The organism is Chitinivorax sp. B, from assembly GCF_005503445.1.
GTDB lineage: Bacteria > Pseudomonadota > Gammaproteobacteria > Burkholderiales > SCOH01 > Chitinivorax.
The window spans coordinates 105,200-128,748 of record NZ_SCOH01000013.1 but is presented as its reverse complement, the minus strand read 5'-3'; the positions used below and the strand labels follow the sequence as shown (position 1 = coordinate 128,748).

The following is a 23,549-nucleotide window of genomic DNA, read 5'->3' as shown; positions in this document are numbered from 1 at the left end:
CTGCACCCAGTCCTGCCGCCAGTCCGGCAGGATGAACAATTCACCGCTCTCGTTGATGTAAGTCCGGGTCAGTTTGCCGACACACCAGATTGGTGTGGCAAAAGCAGGCAATGATGTGAACAAGGTCAACGTACTCAACAGTGCCATCGATAGAGATTTGACAACCGTGCTTTGAATTTGGATAGGCATATACTTTCCACATACATGCAAATTGATATTTGCAAGATGAAATTGATTGGCTAAGTGACTGTTGAAAAATTGTCAGCAATTCGAGTGGGGATGCACTATAAGCAATGCCGGGATTTGATGCAAAGACATTCAAATTAATATAATCATTAATTTCTGAATATCGTGTTTCAGTAATTCAATGAACAGTCATTCGACCGCCGCCGCAAAGATACTCATAGCACATTGAATATAATAAAGAAAAATTGTCATTCCGAAGCGATCAGACTAGGTCGATTTGCAAGAACTTGCGTGATCCATTTCATGTCTTAAACCGAATATCAGGATGAATAGAAATGAAATCAGGTGTTGCAGTTGTTATTGTTATTTAAAAAAACAGTCATCACCATTTGCAATCAGTGGGGGCTGTTTTACAGTGTGTCACACTTAGGCAGCTGCATATTCGCTTATTGGATTCGCCATATTTTGTTCACGCAGGTGGTCTGGACGGTCGGCCCAATGTTGCGGCCTCTCGCGCCGTTCATCCAGATACTGTGCCCGGCTGTACGCCACTCGGACCTGGTTCCGCTCAACATGCAACATATGGGCAAAAGTCGTTGCATTGTCTCAATTCATGTAGCACAGCCAAGGCTTGCCCGGGCAAGGGTGCCAGGTGCGGCGGCGTAACAGTCTTGAGCTTGCTATCGAACCTTGCGATTCCCAGCGGGAATCGTCCACAGTGCGCGATCAAAAACAATATCTACCGTTAAACGTGGCTGACTGGCCTGTAGGCAAGCCAATCACACCACTCACAGACCACGTGATGATCCATATCAGCCTGTACCACACCATCCCAATATCCTACATGCATATATTTCGTCATTGCACTGAAGCACTGAATAGTCGATAAAATGCCCCATGGAGACAACACGCTGTCGGCAATGGCCGGCACAGGCAACCATGAATCCCAATCTGATCGGCTTGCAATCCGTACTGAAGACCCAACTGGAACTTGCGGGTGGACTGCATACTGTTGAATTCAAACTGCACGCCCCCCAGGCGCAGGAAGTACTGCTGATCGGTGAAATGACCGATTGGCAGGCTCACCCGATTCCGATGACCCGCAATGGCGACGGGGCATGGCGAACGACATTGAACCTGCGTGCCGGGCAATGGATATACAAGTTCTGGGTGGATGGTGCCTATCTGCATGATCCAGCCAACCCGTTGGTGGCCGGAGATGGTTGGGGTGGATTCCATTCCTACCTGCTACTGGGCGATGGTGATTGGGCCAAGCATGATGTTCCCCATGGCGAGCTGGTCAGGTTATCGGTGCCATCCGACGTATTAGGACAAAGTGCCGAAGTGGCACTTTACCTGCCACCCGGCTACAACCCGGCACAACGCTACCCGCTGCTGTATCTGATGCATGGCCATCGCACCCGTGGCAATCAGTGGGCAACCAACGGACTGGTGGACAATTTCATGGACAACCTGCTGGCACAAGGCGTGGTGACACCTTTCATCATTGCCATGCCTACAGTGGATGGCACCCAGCCGCTGGATAGGCTGGAAACCTTTCTGGTCGACGAGTTGTATGAACGACTCAGCCGCTGGTTTGCCATCAGCACAGGACGCTGTCACACGGCCATTGCCGGCATGACACCCCATGCTCTGGGCGCATTCAACCTTGCCTGGCATCGACCTGACCGATTTGGTTTCGTGGCCCCGGTCAGTGCTTTCTTTCTGGATGAAACACTGGATGCACTGTCGGCCAAACCACTGCAGGTCGATTTTGGTATCAAGCTGTATTGCGGTACAGAGGATTATGTCCAGCCATTGAGCGAACGCTTTGCAGGTATTTTGCGCAGCAATCAGGTGACCTTTGATTACATGCGGGTGGCCGGTGGCCACACATGGCGCTATTGGAACAGCATCACTCGTGATCTGCTACAGACCATGTCCGATTACTTCATCGGCAGTCACACCCGTGTAAGCAAGGTGAACCATGCGTGACAACGCCATTCCGCTCACCCTGCAACGCATTCAAGGTGTGATCGATTACATTGAAGACAACTTGCAAGCTGAATTCGGCATCCGCGATCTGGCAGATCTGGCAGGTATGTCTCATTGGCACTTCCAGCGTGTGTTCCGGGCCACGGTTGGTGAAACGGTCAAGAATTACATCCGTCGCCGGCGCCTGAGCTGGGCAGCGCAACGATTGCTGAGCGGCAACGACAGCGTGCTGGATATCGCGCTGGATGCCGGTTTCGACTCTAACGAAGCGTTCACTCGCGCGTTTCGCAGCCAGTTCGATGCCAGCCCACGTGAGTTTCGCGGCAACCAGCAGGCACCGGGTTTTCCGCAAATCAAGCCACAGATCACCCAGGCCTATCTTGAACACCTTCACCGCAATGTAGGGTTGGAACCGCGTATTGAACATACCGGTGAAATCAAGCTGATCGGCATCAAGGCAGACTTGCGGGTACCGCATGAAGCCTTCGATCTGGCGGAACTGGGCCGCCCATTGTGGCAGGCCTTTCGCGACCGCCTGCCAGAGATTGCCCATCGTATCGATGATCGGGCAGTCTTGTTGTGCGATATCGTCAGTTCCAGCGAGACGGAGATTCGCGCCTTCATCATGCCAGGCGTCGAAGTCAGCGGCTTCAGTGCTGTGCCGGAAGGCATGGTGACGGCCATTCGCCCGCCTATGAACAATGCCCTGTTCAGCCATGCTGGCAATGGCACCGCATGGGAATACACCATGCACTATATTTTTGGTGCCTGGCTGCCTTGTTCTGGCTATGTGTTAAGCGACGCACCCGCGTTCTTCCGCTTCACACCCGAGCGGTCGCCCTTCGACGATGAGACCGAGCTGGAATACTGCGTCGCCATCAAGTAATTCAGCCTTGACGATATCAGTGACGGCACGCTCGCCATCACGGCCCATTGTTGACAGAAAGATCCGGCCCCCAATGCAGGTCAAGGCAAACTATGAAACCATAACAACAGCACCTAGAATAAGGATCAACAACCCCTATTCTTAACAGGTCTTTATACATAATCAGGGTGTTGTCTGTCGGAGGAGAAGCATGGGCTTGTCCCGATCATCGACATCATGGTTTCCATCCGCGCCAGGCCTGATCATTGCCTTACTGGCGGTTTGGCCTGGTGTAGCCAGTTGGGCCGGCCATGCCCCCCCGCTGGTACTTTGCTTCGAAGACGTGCCGCAAAAGCCATGGACATTTCCTGATGGTACCGGCTTGAATTTCGATCTGCTAAAAGCCGTTGAGAAACAATTGAACGAGCAATTCGTTTTTCAGGCCAAGCCATGGAAACGTTGTCTGCAGGAATTGCGGGCCGGGATGGTGGATGGCGTCATTGGTGGGCAGGATGTGCCTGAACGGCGCCAGTATGCTGTTTTCCCGACCCAACCTTCAGGTGAAAGCGATAGCAAGTATCGGCTGTATTGGGATCACTACTTTGTCTTTGTTCGTCAGGACAGCAAGGTCACCTGGGATGGCAATGAGTTGCGACATCTGAGCAAACCGGTAGCCATTCAGTCGGGTTATGCCATCCGCCATCGACTCAAACAAATGGAAATCACCTTCAGCGAGCCCGGTAAAAGCGCGACCGATGGCCTACGCATGCTGGAGGCAGGTGCAGTCGATGCTGCCATCCTGCTGGGCCAGGAAAGTACCTATGTGCTGCGACATGACCCACGCTTCAAAGCCCGGCTGACTCAATTAGCCCCTGCTTTCGAGACTTTGCCGTTTTTCCTGTTTTTTGCCAAAACGACTTACACCCGTTCGCCGCAAAGGCTGGAAGCCATCTGGCGCGGAATCGCCGATGTCAGGGAGTCGGCAGCCTATAAACAACGCGAAGCCGAGCAGTTGGCGGACTGAATCCCATCAAGGTCACCATGCCCAGATTGTTGCACCTGACCAACCTACCACGGCTACTTGCCTGCATCGCCATGATCAGCACCATGGCAGTAGGTCATGCAGCACCACCCGCCCCGATTAAAATCTGCTTTGAGGACATTCCTCAGAAACCATGGACCTTTCCCGATGGTACCGGCCTGAATATCGATCTGTTGAAAATGACTGAGGCAAAGCTGGATGAGCGTTTTGTGTTCATTTCCAAACCCTGGAAACGCTGTCTTGAAGAAGCAAGAGTCGGTGCGATGGATGCCGTGGTGGGCGCGGCAGATATTCCGGAACGGCGTGTATATGGCATGTTCCCGACACTGCCCGATGGACAGACCGATACCAACGCCCGGCTGTTCAAAGATGACTATCTGGTATTTGTTCACGCAGGCAGTAATATCACCTGGGATGGCAAGCGCTTCACCAATCTGTCGACCCCAATCGCCATCCAATCGGGCTACATGGTCAAAGTAAAGCTAGGCAAGCTGGGCGTTGCCATGAACGAATCCAGCAAAAGCACACTGGATGCCTTACGGTTGCTGGAAGCCGGAATTGTCGATGCAGCTGTCACACAGGGGACTGGCTCGCTGGAAATCCTGCGACAGAACGAGCGATTCCGCTCGGCCATTGCCCCCTTGCCTGTTCCATTCGATTCGGTACCGTTTTACCTGTTGATCAGCAAAGTGACCTATCAGCGCGACCCACAGCGAATCCAACGCATCTGGCGGGCCATTCCCGAGGTCCGCGAAACACCGGCTTACCAACAACGAGAGGCCGCAGCACTCAGTAGCCTGCACACGTTTGAGGCGGGTCAGTAAACACCCATTACAAACAACAAGCCCCGCCAAAGCGGGGTTTGTTGCATGAGCCAACTGATCAGTGTGCTGGCTGGAAAGCCGGGTCACCCATTTGCCACAGGAAGAACGACCATACATCCGCCGTTTCGGCCAGATATTGGCTCTTGTTGGACCCCATACCGTGGCCCGCATCATAATCCACACGCAGCAGCACTGGTTTTTGAGAGCCGGAAGCAACTTGCAGTCTCGCCGCCAGTTTGGCTGGCATCCAGGCCTCCACGCGTGGATCATTGACACCTGTGGTGGAAATCACCGCAGGATAGGCCACGCCATCCCGAATACGATGGAACGCACTGTTATCCAACATGGCCGGGAAGTGGGTCGGGTTGGTGACTGTACCAAACTCCATGATATTGGGTGGGCCATTCGGTGTCAGTTCGGCACGTAACATGTCTGAAACACCTACCGAACTGTGAGCCGCTGCAAACAGATCCGGCCGGCGGGTGATTGCCCCACCGACAGTGATACCACCTGCACTACCACCCTGCCCTGCCAACTTGGCTGCGGAGGTATACCCCTGTGTGACCAGATACTCGCCGCAGGCGATGAAATCCAGCACTGTGTTCACCTTGTTGGTAATGTAGGCACCCTTGTGCCATTCCTCACCAAACTCCCCGCCTCCACGCACGTGGGCAATGGCCATGACCCCACCACGCTCCAGCCAAGCCAATCGACTACTGCTGAATCGGGGCTCCATGGTGATACCGTAAGCACCATAACCACTGAGGATGGTCGGATTGCTGCCATCCAACTTGAGACCTTTACGGTGCAGGATGGACAACGGTACGGCTACACCATCGTGGCTCTTGACCATCGCTCGGGTCACAGCAATCTGGCTGAAGTCCAGTGGTGAAGGCTTGGCCAGGCCCGTATCCGTCAATTTGCCATCCGCACCGACGCGGTACTCGACCTTCGAGCGGGTCCACCCTTCCAGTGCCAAACGAATCCCCGCTTTGGTCGGCTCGGCACTCATGCCACGAATCGAGCCCGCAAAGGGCAGTGCAATGGCACGTGCTTCGCCATTCACATGTGGCAGACGAATCAGCTTACCCAGGCCGCCATCCAGCGCTTTGACATAAATTGCATCCTTGGCCACCACAGCATCCCGCAGTACATCCTGCCCTGCGGGAATCACCACCTTGGCCTTATCCAGAGACGGGGTCGCCAGATCAAGCTTCAACAATTGACCACGCGGCGCATCTTTGTATGACAACAGATACAGATTGTCGCCCGCCAGCCAGGCTGCATGTACCTGATCTTCAGCTTTGGTCAGCTGCAACCAGGGTGTGGCCATGCCAGCCAGTTTGGCCACCGGTGCAATGTACAGGCTGCGATCGGTCAGATCACCGTGTTGCACATTGGCCAACGCAAAACGCGAGCCGGGGGCTGTCCACACAAATGGCAGATCGGCAATTTCAAATGACCGTTGCGAATCGATCCCGAAACCAATCAGCGGTTGATCCTTGTCCACCGGTTGCCCAATGGTATGCAGGTACACCGCACTCTTGTTGTAACGCTCGCGCTTGCCTTCTGCATCAGCGGGGGGCAAGCGGTTGTAGGTAAAGCGGCGGCTATCCTTGAGCCAATTGATACCCTCGTGGTTCAAACCGGTACGGTCGATCGAGTCACCGAGAAATCTGCCGGTCGTCACCTCCAGAATCCGCAATACACTGTCTTCCGACCCGCCTTGCGAAATACCGATCGCCACCAGTTTGCCATTGGGCGATGGGCTGAAGAAATCAATGGCAAAATGTTTGCCATCCTTGGTCAAGGCATCCGGGTCGAACAATACCCGCTCACGCCCCTGTTCACCCTGACGCACAAACAGGCGGCGGCCATCGCGCCCCGGCTCGGTTTTCACATAGAACAGCAGTCCATTTGCCTGGTCGATATGGCCGATACTCTCCATTGCATCGGACAACGCCAGCAAACGCTGCTGTAAAGGCTGACGACCAGGTATGGTTGACAGTACTGTCGAGGCATATGCCGCCTGGGACTGCAGCCAGTTCTTGAACTCGTTACTGCTCATGTCCTCCATCCAACGATACGGATCGGTCACGGTGACACCATGGTACGTATCCACCACAGGCTTGGCGGGTGTGGGTGGTGGGGCAGGATTTTGTGCCAGTAAACTGCCTGACAAAGCCAGCGAACAAAGTGCCGTGAGCATGCGGCACCGGATGTTGCGAGAGATAATATTCATGATCTATCCAGCGTTATTGTTTTGATTGCCGGCGCATGCCGGTGCTGAATCATAACGGTGACAACACCCGGCCGGGTAGACACAACTACCCGAGCTTCTGAGCTGCCTCTGCCCTGAGACCCATGTTACAGCCCCAAATCACTCAGCCCTGGGTGGTCATCGGGTCGACGTCCTTGCGGCCAGTGAAACTGACGTTCTGCTTCAGTGATCGGCAGATCGTTGATGCTGGCATAACGATTCTGCATCAAGCCATTGTCGTCGAACTCCCAGTTTTCATTTCCATAAGAGCGGAACCACTGGCCTTCTGCATCACGCCATTCATAAGCAAACCGTACCGCGATCCGGTTGTCGGTATAAGCCCATAGCTCTTTGATCAACCGGTATTCATGTTCGCGTTCCCATTTACGGGTGAGAAATTCGACTATCTGTGCCCGGCCTTGTGGAAACTCTGACCGATTACGCCATTGGCTATCGACGGTGTAGGCCTGTGCCACACGTTGTGGGTCGCGACTGTTCCAGCCATCTTCGGCCAGGCGTACTTTGAGTACCGCTGTTTCTGCGGTGAAGGGCGGTAAGGGCGGACGGGCAGTAGGTGACGAGGTCATGAACAACTCCTTTTGCTAGTTTTTAGTCGTGACAAGCAATGCCACTTTGCCACTCGCCACGAAGATGAAGAATCCCCATACAATGAAAGACATTATTCCGATAAATGGAACAATAGAATGGACCGGTTACATTTGTTGACGGTATTTGTGGCCGTTGCAGAGGAGGCAGGATTTGCTGCCGCAGCCAGGCGGCTTGGGATGTCACCACCAGCGGTAACACGCGCCATTGCTGCCCTGGAGGACCGACTGGGGGTCAAGTTGTTAAACCGAACCACTCGCCATGTACGCGTTACTGAACCAGGGCAACGTTATCTGGACGATGCGCGGCGCATCATGAGTGAAATGGACGAAGCCGACGCCGCAGTTGCCGGCATCAATGCCGAACCCAAAGGCCAGCTGGCCATTACCGCACCCGTATTGTTCGGCAAAATGTTCGTGATGCCCGGGATTGTGGACTACCTGCAGCGTTACCCGGACATGGAAATATCCGCGTTGTTTCTGGACCGCGTCGTCAACCTGATGGAAGAAGGGCTGGACGTTGGCATCCGCATTGGCGAGCTACCCGATTCCAGCATGAAGGCCATACGGGTCGGCCAGGTACGACGGGTATTGTGTGCTGCACCTGCTTATCTGGCTCAACACGGTGTCCCCCATACACCAGCCGATCTGGCACACCACACCATTGTTGCGGCCAGCGGCTTGTCACCCGTACCGGAATGGCGTTTCTTCCAGCATGGGCAGCCCCTGTCGGTCAGGGTCAAACCTCGGCTGATCGTCACCAGCAATGATGCTGCCATCGAAGCCGTCCGCAACGGATTCGGTCTCACTCGACTGATGTCCTACCAGATTGCCCCCTACCTGGCCTCGGGGGAATTGCAGATCGTGTTGAGCGAATTCGAGCCCACGGTCTTGCCCATCCACGTTTTACATCGCGAATCCCGCCATGCTTCGGCCAAAGTACGAACATTTGTGGATGTGATCAGTGCACGGCTGCGGGCAAATGTGGCACTGAATGAGCTACGTCTCTGACATGCCCCGGAGACAGCAGAATAGCTTTTCAACAATGCATTTCCATAAAATACAAGGAAGAGCACGGGAACACCCGGCAGCCAGCTGTGCGACATAGCCACTCGTGGCACCTCCAGCTGTTTGTCAAACACGCTTCCCTTGAATTGACTTGTACGAACCTGTTCAATGTCTTATTGCGCGACCACGATCGGGGCTTATGTGCTGCTCAACATCCTCAGGTATCACACCTATACGCCGGTTTTTGCGCTGCGCTTCACCCCGCTGGTGGCCGCTCATCACAGACCTTGAACAGGTTTTAAAGTCAACCACTGGCCCTGAAATCCATAACACCTGACGCCATGGGGGTAGACATGAATTTCGCACTCCTATCACTGGCAGCGTCCGTATTCCTGGCATTCGCGGGTTATCTGGCAACGTATCTCAATGCACTGGCACTTGCCCGTCGCAAGGAACGTCTGGAACTCGTGTCCAAACAGCTGAATGAATTTTACGGACCGCTCTATCTGTCGTGCAAAGCAAGTGAAATAGCCTATCACGCCTTCCAGCTCAAAGTACGTGGGGTTGCTGCCGCAGAGCAGACAATGGAAATGTCGATGGACACCGCGACCATGAAAGAATGGCGGCTTTGGGTGACGACCGTTCTCATGCCTATGAATCAAACGTTGGAGGCCATCGTGCTACGTGGTGCACACCTCATTCAGGAAGCGGAAGTGCCACCCTGTCTATTGCGATTCATTGCGCATGTTGCCGCGTGGAAAGCTGTCCTTAAAAAGTGGGAAGACAGTGATTTCACTGAGCAATTTTCGGTCATTGCGTATCCGAATGAGCTTGTGGTCTATGCAGCCGATCGGTACGCGGCATTGAAAGCAGAACAACTGAAACTCATTGGGAGAAAATAACGACGACTATCTTCCTGCGCCCCCCCAAAGGCACATTGAAACACGGGCTCAGCCTCTTTGAGCTGTTATACGCACTTGAAATGCGGCTTTCGATCAATTCAACAGCGACTAAACTAAAGCAGAGAGAATCACGAATCCATCAGGCGACCATGTATCAAGGCCATCCGTTTCTTGCCCTGCTGTTCGCCTTACTATTTATTTGTACCGCCGCCACCGGCAAAACCGTTTATTACCAGCGGTCACCCACCGTAGACGATGCACGCGATGTCTATCCTATCCAACTGCTGAGACTGGCGCTGGATAGATCCGGAGGCCAATACCAACTCAAACCCTCCGCACAGGCCATGTTACAGGGCCGAGCACTGGCGGAGCTGGCAGTAGGCCGAGGTGTGGACGTAGTATGGGCGATGACATCCAAAGAACGAGAAGCTGCGCTACGGCCAATTCGCATTCCTATTTTCAAAGGACTGATTGGGTGGCGAATACCGCTGGTAAGGGCTTCTCAGGCCAACTTATTCAAAGATATCCGTAATCTGGAACAACTTAAGTCATTGACAGCAGGCCAAGGCCATGATTGGCCTGACACCGATATTCTGCTAGGAAACGGCATTGCCGTGGAAAGGGTCGCACGCTATCAAGGCCTGTTCCGAATGCTGACACTGGGCCGCTTCGACTATTTTCCTCGCTCAATGTCAGAAATCTGGGCCGAAGCGGATGAACACGCCAAGGATGGCATCGTTGTCGACCGCTTCGTGGTTATTCACTATCCAACTGCGTTCTATTATTTCGTCAACCAACGTAACACCGAATTGGCCAACGCAATCCAGTCCGGGCTTGAGGCCGCCATTGCGGATGGCAGCTTCGACAAGCTGTTCTATCAATTCCATGCGGACATCCTCAAACGTTCGGAGATCGACAAACGCACCGTGATCGAGCTATACAACCCGACACTACCGGAAAAAACGCCACTTCAGCGGCGTGAACTGTGGCTACAACTTGATGACCTGAAACAGTCAGGGACGACTCACTAACCATTGCCATGCATCGGGGGTTTACCTTTCGCATGCCAAACCACAACACCAGGCGCCTTCGCACACGAACCGAAGTACCGCGCCCCTACCCATGCCGCTTCCACCACCAGGGATCAGCACCGTTTGGCCGCTGAAGCGCTTTGTTGAGAATACGTTTGTGTTCATTCTGAATGTCTCCTGATGGCATGCTTGGCACGCCAAATAGCCGGGTGGATATACCACCCGTTTCTGATCGCCTGCTCTAGCTCAATGTGCAATGGCGAGCTTGCCGAAATGCCTTCCGCCGGTACTGAGTTCGGCATACGCTGTGGGCGTATCTTCGATATCAAATACACGATCGATGACCGGCTCGATACGATGAGCCGCAATAGCGCGGGTCGCCTCCGCCAAGTCAGCCACGGACCCCGTGTTGTTACCGATAATCCGCAGCGCTTTGACGATGATCGGTAGCAACTCGATTGAAGATGAGGTGCCAGAAACAAAGCCAACTGTGAAAATGGTGCCACCTGTCGCTGCAGCGTTGATGGCACGCATCATGGTCGCCTCACCAACAGTTTCCACCACCAGGTCTGCACCCCGTCCGTCTGTGAGTTTGAGCACTTCCTCATCCCAGGCTGGCGTCGCACGGTAGTTGATCAGATGATCTGCGCCCAGGTGACGCGCACGTTCCAGCTTTTCATCCGACGATGAGGCGATGATGACCGTGGCACCCGCCGCCTTGGCGAACTGCAAGGCAAAAATGCTGACGCCACCCGTCCCCAGTAGTACAACCACAGAGCCAGGACGAATCTGTGCCGAACGTACCGCATTCCAGGCTGTGGTAGCGGCGATGGGCAGTGTCGCCCCTTGCACAAAATCGAGGTGGTCCGGCAATGCGACCAAGCTGCTGGCCGGTACGGCCACATACTCAGCCAGCGAGCCCGGCAACGTAGCGCCACGCATTGCAGCCACGTTGTGTGGCGTGATGATCCCACCCTGCCAGTTGGGCATGAAATGGGGGATCACCCGATCGCCAATGGCAAACTGACTGACGCCCTCACCAAGTGCGGCAACTTCACCCGCGCCATCTGCAACAGGAATCATCGGAAAGCGCATGCCAGGAAAATTGCCAGTTGCAATGGCGACGTCCAGAAAGTTCAGTGCAGCGGCACGCAGTCGTATCAATACCTCACCACGGCCAGCTTTCGGGTCGGGCAGTTCGATCTGGCGAAATGCAGTCAACGTCGGGGCGGTAAGTTCAATGGCTTTCATGCTTTGTTCCTTGATCTGAAATGAAACACGTGATGTATGAAGGTGCTGTGCGCAAACAAGGCGTTAGTTTCATTTAAAAATTATTGGAGATAAACTCCGATCAATTTGATTAATTTACAATCAGGAGTGTTGAATGGATTTGCTCGACAGCATGAAGGTGTATGTAATGGCCGTCGAAAAAGGCAGCCTCAGCGCAGCTGCCATAGCTTGTGACATCTCAGCGACAATGGCGGGCAATCACTTGCGAATGCTGGAGAAACGTTTGGGCATGCGGTTGCTCAACCGCACCACCCGGCGCCAGCACCTCACCGCCTTCGGTGAGGACTATTACATCCGTTGCAAGGAAATCCTCAGACTGGTGGCCGAAACCGATGCACAGGCCCAGAACCTGCAATTGGCCCCGGCAGGCAAATTGCGCATCACCGCCCCCGTTACCTTCGGCACGGAAGCCTTGATCCCCGCATTGCCAACATATTTAGAACGCTACCCACAGGTCAGTGTCGATATCGCCTTGAACGACCACATCGTGGATTTGGTAGAAGAAGGGTTTGAGGCAGGCATTCGCATTGGCCCATTGACCGATTCCACGCTGATTGCCAAACCATTGGCGCCTTACCGGCAGATGATCTGTGCCTCCCCAGACTATCTGGCACGTAATGGCACACCCAAGAAACCTGAGGAGCTCAGCCAGCATGAATGCCTTGCTTTCACCCCTGCAGCACTGGCACATTGGCGCTTGATTGACGAGGAAGGAACACACCACATCGCCGTCTCCGGGCGGTTACAGATCAATCATGGACAAGGGTTACGCGTTGCAGCCTTGCAAGGCCTGGGTATCGTGCTGCAACCGGCGTTGCTGTTGGAAGCCGATGTACGGGCTGGGCGCCTCGTTCAGCTATTCCCGGCACTGGAGCTACCCAGCCGGCCAACACACGTGATCTATCTGCCGGACCGGTACCGGTCACCCAAGCTGCGCAGCTTTGTGGACTTTGTGGTGGAACGATTCAGTTGATTGGCATCGCCAAACGACAGGTCTTATTGCCGGCCACAGAATGTCGCGGCAAACAATGCAGTCAGACCCGCCCGAGCCAGCCGTTACCTGAGGCTCGTGTATGCACGTTCCAGTTCGTGATAGATACGTGGCCACGACTCGTTGAGCTGACTGATCTTGGCGTTCGCATCCGGTATGGAATAGTTTTCGCCCATTGTCAGGAAGTAACCACAAAAGCTTTCCATTGCACTGCGAAGGTTGGCAATTTCCTCCGCCAATTGCTTCGCTCCCGAAAGCACCGCCAGAGAACGAGCCTCACCCAGCTTATTAATCGCCTCGACCAATTGCTTGGTGCTGTCATGACTACCATCGGGTACATGGGCAAAGGTAAATGTTGCGAGATTGGCCAACGCGGTTGCCTGCTCCAACAGACTCGCTGCAGATCTCAGCAAGTTGCGCCGATCCTCGTCTGCTGTCTTCCTCAGCTCGTGATGCTGGCTACGTACAAGCGCAAGATAGCCCGCAACTGCAGTGATCAATGCACCCAGCCCGATCTTGACCGCCGAATCAACGACTTCTAGCACTGTGGTCATAGGCAAGCACCCTACACAACGCGCGATGGTCAGCCTCTTCAATATCAGTGAAACACCGGAAACAACATATTATGGCAACCCAAGCAGGAACGGCATGATATGGAGAATGGTCCATTCAGAATAGCCAAGCCTTGGCAATGAATCCATGCTCACATGCACTACCAATTGCGGATACAGACAGACATGATCACCCTTGCTGATAACTCGTGATCACCTCGCTGCTTGATTAGGTGCAGCCTACTGGTCATCTGATCGGCAATCATTTGACAGCTGTTCGGCCTGAGCGGTCAGTCTTGCCTATGTACAAGCATGACTGTTATCGACCCAATGCAAACCTTTGGTCCTTCGAGGCTCCGATGGCAGGTGTCTGCTTGAAGCGGTCGTGCGAGGCGAGGACTAACCGAGCGCTCGTCGGCCGAAGCAGTTACTCGTAGCCGGATCAAAAATGGCTGTTGTAGATAAGAAAACAGCCATCGACGTATTTAGCAAATTGAGGCCCATTCAGAGAGCCAGCTTACATGCAGTCAAACGTCTTTGCCACGATCGTAGTCGGGCTACCCCTGGCACGGTAAAATTAGCTAATTTTGGCAAACGGATAGAAAATGCGGATCCATGGCTGAGACAGAAGCGAAATCCTTACGTTGGATGAAGTAGCCGCATACTTCAAGGTGGGAAGACGAAATCAATGTCGAGCGAAACACGCTAATTTCACAGCTTGAGTTGCAACTGCAACAGCAGGTTCAGGAGCAAATGCTATTTGCCATCGAATGGGAGTTGGTGGTAGTGCTCCACAGATTCTGTACAAAATAAGTAACTTCCGCGAGCCCGTCGCATTGGCATCCGAGAGGAATAATCATGGCAAACGCTAAATTGCTTCGGCAGTTGATCAGATCAGGGGTGCAAGGCGACTCTGCGAGTTTTCGCGCCGCTTCCGAAGCAGTCATCAAAGAAGAGCGGGAAAAAAACCACCACTTACTAGCTAACGACCTTGAGCGCCTGCTTTATGGCGATCAAGCAAGGGCTCCGAATTCCGTTCGGAAGCTACGCGTAGTCAGCGCTCTCCCGACCAACAAAGACAATGGCTTGGCGCTGCTCGAAGAGCGTCCAGTGGTTCGAGAGGAGAAGGATATTGTCCTCTCGGACTCAGCCCAATCTGCGCTCGATGAAATTCTGATGGAGCACAATCGGGCCGATGTATTGCGTTCATACGGCATGCAGCCCGCACAAAAACTCCTGTTCTGCGGGCCTCCCGGCTGCGGCAAGACGTTGGTAGCGGAGGTGATCGCGAACAGTTTGTCTTTGCCGCTTATCTTGGTTCGACTTGACTCTGTCATTTCCTCGTTCTTGGGCGAAACGGCAGCCAATTTGCGCAAAGTATTCGACTACATCGCATCGCAACCAGTAGTGGCGCTGTTCGACGAATTTGATGCATTGACGAAAGATCGTGGGGACAGCGCCGATCATGGCGAGCTAAAGCGGTCAGTTAACGCCGTATTGCAGATGATGGATGGTTACCGTGGGGAGAGCATTCTCATCGCGACAACCAACTACGAAACATTGCTGGACAAGGCTGTGTGGCGGCGTTTCGATGAGGTCGTCCGCCTGGAAATGCCGAATCTGGAACAGATCAAGCGTCTTTTGGCATTGAAGCTATCTGGTATTCGCCGGAACTTCGAGCCCGATGACGGCCAGATCGCATCTCTATTCAAGGGAATGTCTCACGCTGACATTGAGCGTGTACTGCGCCGGGCTGTTAAGGAAATGATTCTGTCCGGTCGGGAGTTTCTGGAAAAGAGCCACATTGACACTGCGCTGGCTCGCGAATATCGCCATAAAAACTAAGAACGGAGACGGGAGGTATGGCATATGAACACCTGCGTCTGGGGCGCGAGGCACCACTGACTGAACGACATCCGAGGCGTCATCCGGGTATTCGTCCGCCTAACGACCCGAGGGCTCATGGGGCCACATTGGCACAACGCCTCGGCGTAGCGCGGCAACGAGCCGTGGCAGAAGATGTGGGCGGATTCGATGATCGGAAACTTCTCAAGATTCGGCTGCACGCGGGGGACAAGACCGTACCAGCCTTTGACGCGATTCCTGGCGTAGAGATCGTCAGCCAGGAAGATGAGGCCATCGTCCTTGCTTTTGCTACCGATCAGGGATTGAGTGAGTTTGAGAGCCGCCTCGCCACGCTGGCGCGCGACGGCGTAGTGACACGTAAGGAACTGCTGTTCGTCATTGAGGACTTCGATCACTGGACGCCTCAAGATCGCACAGGACCAGCTTTACGCGACGGTGGATTCCCTGCTGTTGAACCCTTTGTGCTTGACGCTGAACTCTGGCCTCAAGAGCGACAGGACAAGCGTCAGACTCTCTTGCGTTCGTTCCTGGACTGGTCGCGAGACCAGGGTATCGAGCAACTTGATGACATCAGCCAGCCTTCATTGGTCATGGTGCGCGTGCGCTGCAATCGAGCGCAGGCCGAGCTACTCCTCCGTCACAGGGATGTGCGCACTATCGATTTGCCACCGCGATTAGGTGTGTCTGTTGAGCTGCTTCATACCGATATCAACCAGTTCCCGCAAATCGATCCACCCAGCGATGACGCTCCGGCTGTAGCGGTTCTCGACTCGGGTTTGACCCCTGGGCACGCTTTGCTGGGAGCGTCGGTTGGCGATGCGCAAGGCTACCCCGCGCCGCGTCGCAGCCCAGACGACGAGGCCCCTCACTGGCATGGAACTTTCGTGAGTGGATTGGCCTTGTATGGCGACATACACGTTTGCATTCAGCAAGGCCAATTTGTCCCGCAACTCCGTCTGTTTTCCGGAAAGGTGTTCGAGGACGATGGACAGGATCAAACAGAGTTTGTCGAGAAGGCTGTTGAAGAGGCCGTTCGCGAGTTGCATGCGGGGTACGGGTGTCGGGTATTCAATTTCAGCTATGGCGACCTCAACAAGGTATACGACGGTCGTCATGTGCGGGGTCTCGCTTATACGCTGGACCGTCTGACACGCGAGCTTGGTGTCTTATTCGTGGTGCCGACAGGCAATCTATTGTTTGCCGACCTTCCCGCCAACGTCCGCGAGGATTACCCCAACTACTTGCTCGGTGACAGCGCACGACTGGTGGACCCAGCCACCGCTCTCAATGCCTTGACTGTCGGCGGCCTGAGCATGAACGAAGCCACACGTGACGCGCAGCGTTACCCGAATAAGATTGAAGATCAGCCGCTGGCGCGAACCGGGCAACCCTTCCCACTGACGCGTAGCGGATTGTCGATCAATGGTGCAATCAAACCAGATGTGGTCGAGCATGCTGGCAATGTCGCATTGGCACGCGCCGGTGGCCGACCGCGTCACTCGGGTTTAGGAGTCATCTCGCTAAACGGGGGCTTTGGTGCAGGCCCGGCCTTCAAAGAAGATATTGGCACCAGCTATGCTGCTCCCCAGATCGCTCACAAGGCGGCGAAGCTGCTGGCAGAGATACCTGACGCCACGCCCAATCTGCTGCGTTCGCTAATCGGCGCACACTCGCAATGGCCGCAACCTTGTGTCGAATTGCTCAACGCCACCGGCAATACGGAAGGGCGCGACAAGCTCTTGCGCCTGGTTGGCTATGGCCGTGTGGATGACGCCGCACTATTTCGCTCGCTGGATCAGACCGTCACCTTGCTGGCAGAAGAGAAAATCGGCAACGACCAACACCACTTCTTCGAATTGCCTCTACCAGACGTCTTTTGGAGTGGCCACCGTCGCACTCGCGAGATCAGCATCGCGCTTGCGTACAGTCCTGCTGTCAGAACAACCCGCCTTGACTATCGCCGAGCCAAGTTGTGGTTCACCCTGGTAACTGCGCCCAGCTTGGATGAGGTTACGCAAGCCTTCCGGCGTAACCGCGTAGAAGGCATGGGCGAGCGCAGCAACGGGCGCTGGCTCCCCAACGATACCCGCAAAGCCGGAACACTCCAGGTCTCGCGCTGGACCTTCAAACAGGCGCTAGCGAATGGGGACAAGGTGTTTGTCGTGGTGACTCGCCAAGACTCACCTTGGTCAGACGACCGAGATGGCAATGAGCCTTACGCCCTGACTGCCGTACTCGCCGATCGTGAAAACGCCGATGCCCAACTCTATGCCCAAGTGCGTGCGGCGCTGGAGGCTCGTGTCCAAGAACGGGCTCGGGCTCGGGTTGGAGGGCGTGGCTGATGGCAGCGTTCGGACGGGCTTGTCGGAGTTTCTGTGTAAACCGGCCGTTACTTTCCAATATGCCAATAGACCGCTTTGGCCGAGTACCACGAATTGGCCATACGGCTGCTTTCAGAGTGGAACAGCCACCTGAACGTCTGTTGCTCAAATTAAGCGACGGTCCGCTCCTGGCCGAAAGCTGACGTCCAAGTCAGGGACGGTGATTGGTCGTTTTGGCCGAAAAACTGCCTCAACTAACACTATTCAAGTGTAAGCACATGATCACTTCCAATCAGCGAACTGATCACAAGCACCGGAATCGGTGCTCGCTTGTGACCAGATTCCGCAACCCGTTACCAGATTCGTATGCCATCAGCAGCCGTCACCACGTTTCGATCCAACTTTGACGGCATGCTTTTTCCACGCCTATACATCTGCTACACAGTAAATATGGCGGGGAATTTCGATTTCCCGCCTGTTAATGCAGTTGTACGTCATCACCAGCACCTGGATGCATGTTGGAAACACCGGGGACCATTCCACCTTCGCCTTCCCAATCCAGTACATCATTCAATGGTGATGGTGGTTTTTCATCTCTGCGCTTTTCTGCTCGCCCTATGCCAATTAGCACAAGCCCCAGTCCCAATCCGAGAATCGCCAGTACACTGTTCTTTCCCATGATCGTTCCTTCCATTAACAACAGCGGTGAACCTCATTCACCTGTATGGTGCGACCATAGGCCTAACAGGAAGCCAATCGCGATTCCCGATACCGCTACGATCCCCAGGCTGCGAGCCGGGTGACTGACCACATATTGGTAAGTGGAATCTTCAATCTGCTGGCGGCGTGCTTTCAAATTCTCTCGGGTGTTCACCAGTTCATTTTTGATCGTTTGCAAGGTATTCGACAACAGCTGATTTGAGTCGACTGTCATCTGCCCAATACTGTTCTTCAGCTTTCCTGGATCGGCATGCATGATAATCTCCTGTCAATATTAAAAGACAAAGCCATGCACTTCATTCAAGGTTGGTGCTTTGCCCTATAACATAACCCGAGCAAGTACCATGCCGATCAAAACGGCCTGTTGATTACCCTTCTCGTCAACAAACCAACCGCTCACTATTACCGCAGGGCACACCGCACCTTAATCCAGACGAGCGCTCATATCATGCTCGTCACTGTTTGTAATATTTACAACCATATTGAACAAATTACCAAACTGCTCCTGCCATGGTGTTGGCTTATCTTCATTTATCGCCGCTTCAATAATCTGAATGCTGCTGGCAGTGACCATGATGGCACTGCATACCTGGGCATCATTCAATCGCATTGACTGCCATGACAACGCTACTTATGTGGAACTGATGATTACGCAGTGTCGCGCCAGACATCACCATACATACAGTATGCGGTCTTTACTTCCTCTGATCATGCCATGTGCACCTTAAACCAACCCGACAATGGCTTTACACGCGGTGTTGATGTCAGGCACGCTGAATCATCCATAGGCAGTAAAAACTCACCGACAACTTGATACCGCCTGTCAGCAGTTGAATCAAACCTAAAGCGCCGTCTGCAATTCCAGTGGTAGGCAAAGGTCACAATCCTGTGCTTGTGCCCCAGGGGTGGGTAAACTGGCATCGTACCGTTCGAATCCAGGACGTGGCGCAACTTTGTATCGACCGCTAGGCATGGCATTGTTCAATAGCCACAGCCAGGCACGGTTGCTGTTGCAAGGCGGCCCCTGATAACGAAGTACCGCATACAGGCCAGCAGCAATGGTTTTGACCGGGGTGCGAGGCGGGGGCTTGAAACCGGAGGGCAGTTCCGCACAGACGTCGTAACGACATTTGGCCACCGGCGTGAAAGATGGGTCGTCCAGCCCCATGCCGTAGCGGGTCACGCCTTGCAGCCCATGAGTCTGCATCCACTGATCCAGTTGCTGCCATTGCTGGATGGCCGCTTCTCCATAGGCACCGATATGGCGGGTATACGCCACCCGTTTTTCAGCAAATGCCACTACTTTGATCGGCCAGCGTGCTGTGGCTGGCGCATCATCCGGTGATAGCTTCACGGTTTGCTGCTTGCGCCATTGCACAGGTGCCATCCCGAAATACTGACGAAATGCCCGGGAAAAGCCATCCGCCGAATCAAAACCGCACTCATTGGCAATCTGCCCAATGCTATCCAGTGAATAGCGTAGTTGCGATGCACCGGTCTCCAGTCGCCGGCGTCTGACATAGGCGTGCGGTGCCTCGCCAAACCAGTCATGAAACAACCGTAGAAAGTGAAAGCGCGAGAAATGAGCCTGCACAGCCAATTTATCCAGGCTCAGGTCATCGGCCAGGTGGGTATCAATGAAATCCAGCACCTGATTCAGGCGAAATTCGTATTGCCCATGTGGGCCGGGCGGGCGGCTCATGATGGACATTGTTCCCTATACGCACGCATATCGGGCCTCATCGGATCATGACATTAGAATAATTAACCGCAATTTCAGCCGGGTTCGCTCGCAATGTCAATCGTATCGTGCCTGCAATAAGTCTAGCGACGGCACCCAAACCATTCACCGGATGCTTAGAGCCGCTAACAAAACCCTTCTGGTGTTGTTGTGCAAACTTGTCGTACTCACGTACTGCCTTCGTTTGTACGCCTAACCAGAACCACTTCGCTGGGTTTTGTTAGCGGTTCTTACCATCTTCGATACCCAACCAAGGAGGAGAACGACCCATGAAACGAGCAAAGTACTTGGAACTCAGTATTGCCGTCATGTTGGCTTATGGTGGCAGTGCATTCGCAGACTACTCATGCGAGCGCTACCCTGAATTTGAAGTCAAGGGCGGTGAATACAAAGTCATTGGAAATTACTGGAATGATGCCGCACAGGGCACCGCACAGTGTATCGAAGTCAACAAAGCAACAGGTGAGTGGAAATTGACCCAGTCAGGTTGGGTACGCACCGATGGCCCGCCATCAGGTTATCCCGCCATCTTTAAAGGTTGCCACTGGGGAAGCTGCACCAAGAACAGTGGCCTGCCATTGAAACTGAGTGACGTGAAAAATGCACCTTCCAGATGGCGCGTCACATCGGCCCCAGGTGGTCACTGGAACAACGCCTATGACATCTGGTTTGCACAATCACCAGACATCAAAGGCCAGCCTGACGGCACCGAAATCATGATCTGGATCAACAAGGGTGGCAATGTGGGCCCGGCTGGGCAAAAAACCGGCAACGTCAATATCAACGGTATGAACTGGGATGTGTATACCGCCCCCAAAGGCAGCGCAGGCTTTAACGATAAGTGGCACATCGTGTCTTATGTAGCAACCAATCCAAGCACCAACGTCAATTTCGACTTGAAACCTTTTTTTGATGATTCCGTTCAACGCGGGCTCTTGCAATACCATTGGTACTTGATCGACGTTGAGGCAGGGACTGAGCCCTGGCAAAACGGTGCTGGCTTCCAAAGCCACGAATTCGAGGTGAAATTCAATAGCGGCCCCGGCCCCATCCCCGGTCCAATCGACCCGAATCGTTGGTACAACGTGATCAACCAGAACAGCGGCGCTTGTGTGGATGACGCAGAATATGGCACCTGGAATGGGGCCAAAGTACAGCAGTGGTCCTGCAACACCAATGGTGCAGCCAATCAACGCTGGAAATTTACCCCAACAGATAACGGCTTCTACAAGATCACCACGCAGCAAGCAGCCCACCTGGCCATGGATGTCGCCAATTGGGGTACCAGCAACGGCTCGCCGGTTCAGCTCTGGAACTATGGTGGTGGCAATAACCAACAATGGAAGCCCGTCGAATTGGGCAATGGCCATTACAAGTTGATTGGTCGTGACAGCGGTAAGTGTCTGGATGTACCGGCAGCGTCAAAGGCAAATGGTGTACAGCTGCAGCTCTATGATTGCAATGGCACTGCCGCACAAGCATTCAAACTGCTGGAACGTTAATCAACCATTTTCGGCTCATGAATGAAAAAGCCCGCTACGGTAGTTCGTACGCGGGCTTTTAATGGCCTAAAGCCAACTGATGTTGGCGAGGCGCTATCCACTTGATGATACGCTTCGCCAAACACATTGGTCACGCCAGCTTGAAACGCGATACGGCACCTTCCAGTTCAGCAGCCAATTCCTCCAATTGCCGGGCAGCGTTGGCCGTTTGTTGAACCGATTCACTGTTGGATTCCGTCATGCGGGCGATCCGCTCAACCGAACGGGCAACATCAGTGCTAGCTGCGCTCTGTTCTTTCAGCGCATTCGAAATATCCTGTACTACCGACAAGACCCGGTTGGAACCCGATTGAATCTGCTGCATCGAATCGCCAGCCTGATTTGCCAGTTCTACGCCCTCGCCAACGCGATTCATACTGGCATCCATCGTGGCCACCGCAGTACGCATGCCCGCCTGAATCTTTTCGATCATGCTGGTGATTTCCTGAGTGGATTGCGAGGTGCGTTCCGCCAATTTGCGCACTTCGTCCGCCACCACCGCAAAACCCCGGCCCTGCTCGCCGGCACGGGCCGCTTCGATTGATGCATTGAGTGCCAGCAGATTGGTCTGATCGGCAATCTCTTTGATCACGCCGATGATGGAGGAAATCTGCTGGGCGTGCCCGCCAAGGTCATTCACCGCCTGTGCGGTCTCCCGCACGGTACTGGCGAGCTGTTCGATCCCCACGACGGTACGTTTGATGACTGTTTCGCCATCCATACACAATTGACCAGATTGCGTGGAGATATCCCGCGCCTGTACCGAATTATCCGACACATAATTGATACTGACGGTCAGTTGCTCCATCGCGGCGGCCATGGCCGATGCCGCACCGGATTGTTCTTGCGTGGCACCCGCCAGGTTACGGGATGCGCCAGCGATATCACGTGAAGCATCAGATAAGGCACCGCCAGTATGCTGGATTTGTGAAATGATGGTCCGCAGCCCTTGCTGCATGTCATGCATGGCATCAAAGACCCGGCCAATTTCATCATTGCGGTCAGCTCGGATTTCGGTCATCAGATTGCCATCGGCAGTCTGCCGGGCAATACGAGCGGCATTTTCCAAGCGGCGGGCAATTCCGCGCGACAAGGTGATGGCAATGGCCAGGCCCAGCACCAGTGCCACCAGGCTCCCGCCCATCAGCATGGAACTGGTACGCTGGCTTGCATCGTCCGCAGCAGTCTTGCTTTCAGTCAGAATCTTTCGCTCAGCATCGGCGATTTCCATCAGCTTGGCACGAATGGCATCCATCTGCGGTTTGCTGTTACCGGTGCTGATATTGGACACCAGCTCATCCATGGCCGCCGCCCCGGTCGTCACCTTCTCGCGCAGATCAATGAATGGCTTGACGGACTCAGCCTGCCACTGCTTGACCAAACCACTCAATGCCTCCAACCGTTGCAGCTGTTCCGGTTGCTCCGCCAGTAATTGCTTTAGCTTGTCAGTATGCTGTTGATAAGCGGCAATCCCCTTGTCGACCGGTTCCTTCACTGTATTCAAACCGGTCAACGCAAATCCGCGCACGGCCGATTCAGCATCCAGCAATCCCAATTGCATCTGCTCCACCGATGCAATCACTTCCAGCGTGTGTTCGTTGCGGTCGATGGCCTTGTTCATCAAGCGCAGGTTGGTCAGGGTCACTACCACCAACACAGCCACAATCGCCAGCACACAGGCGAATCCGAAAAACAGCTTTTGGGCGATACTGAAATGACGCATCGATACAGCTCCGCAAAATGGCTGCGCCCCCGGCCGGGGGCGCGATTGCATTCATTCTAGGAGATAAATGCACCATCAGGAAACCAT

Annotated in this window: 21 protein-coding genes; 11 read left to right on the top strand and 10 right to left on the bottom strand. The window is 54.1% G+C overall.

Annotated features, from left to right (window positions below; translation table 11 throughout):
- A partial coding sequence (locus FFS57_RS10360) for a hypothetical protein (protein WP_137937715.1) occupies positions 1 to 189 on the bottom strand: 189 nt, incomplete at its 3' end.
- Positions 190 to 1,083: 894 nt separating this feature from the next.
- On the opposite strand from FFS57_RS10360, the gene FFS57_RS10350 reads away from it, so the two are divergent.
- From FFS57_RS10350 to FFS57_RS10335, 4 genes are all read left to right on the top strand, one after another.
- Positions 1,084 to 2,181 carry an alpha/beta hydrolase gene (locus FFS57_RS10350; RefSeq protein ID WP_137937714.1) on the top strand — a complete coding sequence of 366 codons (1,098 nt, stop codon included), beginning with the start codon at positions 1,084 to 1,086 and terminating at the stop codon, positions 2,179 to 2,181.
- A complete protein-coding gene (locus FFS57_RS10345; RefSeq protein ID WP_137937713.1) occupies positions 2,174 to 3,067 on the top strand; it encodes an AraC family transcriptional regulator in 894 nt (297 codons plus the stop codon). The genes FFS57_RS10350 and FFS57_RS10345 overlap by 8 nt, the downstream gene beginning before the upstream one ends.
- 190 nt (positions 3,068 to 3,257) lie before the next feature.
- The gene (locus FFS57_RS10340) at positions 3,258 to 4,070 is read left to right on the top strand and encodes a substrate-binding periplasmic protein (RefSeq protein ID WP_137937712.1); all 813 of its coding nucleotides are present in this window, start codon (positions 3,258 to 3,260) and stop codon (positions 4,068 to 4,070) included.
- A gap of 17 nt (positions 4,071 to 4,087) precedes the next feature.
- Positions 4,088 to 4,912: a substrate-binding periplasmic protein gene (locus tag FFS57_RS10335; RefSeq protein ID WP_137937711.1), complete on the top strand. Its 825-nt coding sequence runs from the start codon at positions 4,088 to 4,090 to the stop codon at positions 4,910 to 4,912.
- Between the two features lie 58 nt (positions 4,913 to 4,970).
- Here FFS57_RS10335 and FFS57_RS10330 read toward each other — a convergent pair whose 3' ends face one another.
- Positions 4,971 to 7,154: a prolyl oligopeptidase family serine peptidase gene (locus FFS57_RS10330; RefSeq protein WP_137937710.1), complete on the bottom strand. Its 2,184-nt coding sequence runs from the start codon at positions 7,152 to 7,154 to the stop codon at positions 4,971 to 4,973.
- Between the two features lie 125 nt (positions 7,155 to 7,279).
- Positions 7,280 to 7,759, bottom strand: a complete 480-nt coding sequence (locus FFS57_RS10325; protein WP_137937709.1) for a nuclear transport factor 2 family protein — start codon at positions 7,757 to 7,759, stop codon at positions 7,280 to 7,282.
- Between the two features lie 117 nt (positions 7,760 to 7,876).
- On the opposite strand from FFS57_RS10325, the gene FFS57_RS10320 reads away from it, so the two are divergent.
- The 3 genes from FFS57_RS10320 (at position 7,877) to FFS57_RS10310 (ending at position 10,718) form a co-directional block, all read left to right on the top strand.
- Positions 7,877 to 8,788, top strand: coding sequence for a LysR family transcriptional regulator (locus FFS57_RS10320; protein ID WP_137937708.1), 912 nt, complete (start codon positions 7,877 to 7,879; stop codon positions 8,786 to 8,788).
- A gap of 350 nt (positions 8,789 to 9,138) precedes the next feature.
- The gene (locus FFS57_RS10315; protein ID WP_137937707.1) at positions 9,139 to 9,687 is read left to right on the top strand and encodes a hypothetical protein; all 549 of its coding nucleotides are present in this window, start codon (positions 9,139 to 9,141) and stop codon (positions 9,685 to 9,687) included.
- A 149-nt stretch (positions 9,688 to 9,836) separates the two neighbouring features.
- Complete coding sequence (locus FFS57_RS10310; protein ID WP_137937706.1) at positions 9,837 to 10,718, top strand: substrate-binding periplasmic protein; 882 nt, start codon at positions 9,837 to 9,839, stop codon at positions 10,716 to 10,718.
- Positions 10,719 to 10,964: 246 nt separating this feature from the next.
- On the opposite strand, the gene FFS57_RS10305 is transcribed toward FFS57_RS10310, so the two are convergent.
- Entirely contained in the window at positions 10,965 to 11,969 is a 1,005-nt protein-coding gene (locus FFS57_RS10305) for a zinc-dependent alcohol dehydrogenase family protein (RefSeq protein ID WP_137937705.1), read from the bottom strand.
- A 133-nt stretch (positions 11,970 to 12,102) separates the two neighbouring features.
- On the opposite strand from FFS57_RS10305, the gene FFS57_RS10300 reads away from it, so the two are divergent.
- Positions 12,103 to 12,981, top strand: coding sequence for a LysR family transcriptional regulator (locus FFS57_RS10300; RefSeq protein ID WP_137937704.1), 879 nt, complete (start codon positions 12,103 to 12,105; stop codon positions 12,979 to 12,981).
- An 83-nt stretch (positions 12,982 to 13,064) separates the two neighbouring features.
- Here the strand turns inward: FFS57_RS10300 and FFS57_RS10295 are convergent, their stop codons facing one another.
- Positions 13,065 to 13,553, bottom strand: coding sequence for a hypothetical protein (locus tag FFS57_RS10295; RefSeq protein WP_137937703.1), 489 nt, complete (start codon positions 13,551 to 13,553; stop codon positions 13,065 to 13,067).
- A gap of 855 nt (positions 13,554 to 14,408) precedes the next feature.
- Here FFS57_RS10295 and FFS57_RS10290 point away from each other — a divergent pair.
- Both FFS57_RS10290 and FFS57_RS10285 read left to right on the top strand, forming a co-directional pair.
- On the top strand, positions 14,409 to 15,395 hold the full coding sequence (locus FFS57_RS10290; protein ID WP_137937702.1) for an AAA family ATPase: 987 nt from the start codon (positions 14,409 to 14,411) through the stop codon (positions 15,393 to 15,395).
- A 17-nt stretch (positions 15,396 to 15,412) separates the two neighbouring features.
- Positions 15,413 to 17,758, top strand: a complete 2,346-nt coding sequence (locus tag FFS57_RS10285) for a S8 family peptidase (RefSeq protein ID WP_502705908.1) — start codon at positions 15,413 to 15,415, stop codon at positions 17,756 to 17,758.
- Positions 17,759 to 18,215: 457 nt separating this feature from the next.
- On the opposite strand, the gene FFS57_RS10280 is transcribed toward FFS57_RS10285, so the two are convergent.
- The 4 genes from FFS57_RS10280 to FFS57_RS10270 form a co-directional block, all read right to left on the bottom strand.
- Positions 18,216 to 18,416 (bottom strand): hypothetical protein, encoded by a 201-nt coding sequence (locus tag FFS57_RS10280; protein WP_137937701.1) that lies wholly within the window; start codon positions 18,414 to 18,416, stop codon positions 18,216 to 18,218.
- A 33-nt stretch (positions 18,417 to 18,449) separates the two neighbouring features.
- Positions 18,450 to 18,713, bottom strand: a complete 264-nt coding sequence (locus tag FFS57_RS10275) for a hypothetical protein (RefSeq protein WP_137937700.1) — start codon at positions 18,711 to 18,713, stop codon at positions 18,450 to 18,452.
- Between the two features lie 168 nt (positions 18,714 to 18,881).
- Entirely contained in the window at positions 18,882 to 19,031 is a 150-nt protein-coding gene (locus FFS57_RS25180; RefSeq protein WP_171013819.1) for a hypothetical protein, read from the bottom strand.
- Between the two features lie 267 nt (positions 19,032 to 19,298).
- Entirely contained in the window at positions 19,299 to 20,159 is an 861-nt protein-coding gene (locus FFS57_RS10270; RefSeq protein ID WP_137937699.1) for an AraC family transcriptional regulator, read from the bottom strand.
- Positions 20,160 to 20,467: 308 nt separating this feature from the next.
- Between FFS57_RS10270 and FFS57_RS10265 the strand changes: the two genes are divergently transcribed.
- A complete protein-coding gene (locus FFS57_RS10265) occupies positions 20,468 to 21,700 on the top strand; it encodes a GH12 family glycosyl hydrolase domain-containing protein (RefSeq protein ID WP_137937698.1) in 1,233 nt (410 codons plus the stop codon).
- 130 nt (positions 21,701 to 21,830) lie between these two features.
- Here FFS57_RS10265 and FFS57_RS10260 read toward each other — a convergent pair whose 3' ends face one another.
- Positions 21,831 to 23,462: a methyl-accepting chemotaxis protein gene (locus FFS57_RS10260; RefSeq protein WP_171013816.1), complete on the bottom strand. Its 1,632-nt coding sequence runs from the start codon at positions 23,460 to 23,462 to the stop codon at positions 21,831 to 21,833.
- Between the last annotated feature and the right edge of the window lie 87 nt (positions 23,463 to 23,549).

Excerpts from the sequence above, each read along its gene's own strand:
- FFS57_RS25180 (WP_171013819.1), bottom strand. The coding sequence starts at position 19,031 with ATGGTCACTGCCAGCAGCATTCAGATTATTGAAGCGGCGATAAATGAA.
- FFS57_RS10285 (WP_502705908.1), top strand. The coding sequence starts at position 15,413 with ATGGCATATGAACACCTGCGTCTGGGGCGCGAGGCACCACTGACTGAA.
- FFS57_RS10300 (WP_137937704.1), top strand. The coding sequence starts at position 12,103 with ATGGATTTGCTCGACAGCATGAAGGTGTATGTAATGGCCGTCGAAAAA.
- FFS57_RS10350 (WP_137937714.1), top strand. The coding sequence starts at position 1,084 with ATGGAGACAACACGCTGTCGGCAATGGCCGGCACAGGCAACCATGAAT.
- FFS57_RS10315 (WP_137937707.1), top strand. The coding sequence starts at position 9,139 with ATGAATTTCGCACTCCTATCACTGGCAGCGTCCGTATTCCTGGCATTC.
- FFS57_RS10275 (WP_137937700.1), bottom strand. The coding sequence starts at position 18,713 with ATGCATGCCGATCCAGGAAAGCTGAAGAACAGTATTGGGCAGATGACA.
- FFS57_RS10335 (WP_137937711.1), top strand. The coding sequence starts at position 4,088 with ATGCCCAGATTGTTGCACCTGACCAACCTACCACGGCTACTTGCCTGC.
- FFS57_RS10270 (WP_137937699.1), bottom strand. The coding sequence starts at position 20,159 with ATGAGCCGCCCGCCCGGCCCACATGGGCAATACGAATTTCGCCTGAAT.
- FFS57_RS10290 (WP_137937702.1), top strand. The coding sequence starts at position 14,409 with ATGGCAAACGCTAAATTGCTTCGGCAGTTGATCAGATCAGGGGTGCAA.
- FFS57_RS10305 (WP_137937705.1), bottom strand. The coding sequence starts at position 11,969 with ATGAAAGCCATTGAACTTACCGCCCCGACGTTGACTGCATTTCGCCAG.
- FFS57_RS10265 (WP_137937698.1), top strand. The coding sequence starts at position 20,468 with ATGAAACGAGCAAAGTACTTGGAACTCAGTATTGCCGTCATGTTGGCT.
- FFS57_RS10340 (WP_137937712.1), top strand. The coding sequence starts at position 3,258 with ATGGGCTTGTCCCGATCATCGACATCATGGTTTCCATCCGCGCCAGGC.
- FFS57_RS10260 (WP_171013816.1), bottom strand. The coding sequence starts at position 23,462 with ATGCGTCATTTCAGTATCGCCCAAAAGCTGTTTTTCGGATTCGCCTGT.
- FFS57_RS10295 (WP_137937703.1), bottom strand. The coding sequence starts at position 13,553 with ATGACCACAGTGCTAGAAGTCGTTGATTCGGCGGTCAAGATCGGGCTG.
- FFS57_RS10320 (WP_137937708.1), top strand. The coding sequence starts at position 7,877 with ATGGACCGGTTACATTTGTTGACGGTATTTGTGGCCGTTGCAGAGGAG.
- FFS57_RS10280 (WP_137937701.1), bottom strand. The coding sequence starts at position 18,416 with ATGGGAAAGAACAGTGTACTGGCGATTCTCGGATTGGGACTGGGGCTT.
- FFS57_RS10330 (WP_137937710.1), bottom strand. The coding sequence starts at position 7,154 with ATGAATATTATCTCTCGCAACATCCGGTGCCGCATGCTCACGGCACTT.
- FFS57_RS10345 (WP_137937713.1), top strand. The coding sequence starts at position 2,174 with ATGCGTGACAACGCCATTCCGCTCACCCTGCAACGCATTCAAGGTGTG.
- FFS57_RS10325 (WP_137937709.1), bottom strand. The coding sequence starts at position 7,759 with ATGACCTCGTCACCTACTGCCCGTCCGCCCTTACCGCCCTTCACCGCA.
- FFS57_RS10310 (WP_137937706.1), top strand. The coding sequence starts at position 9,837 with ATGTATCAAGGCCATCCGTTTCTTGCCCTGCTGTTCGCCTTACTATTT.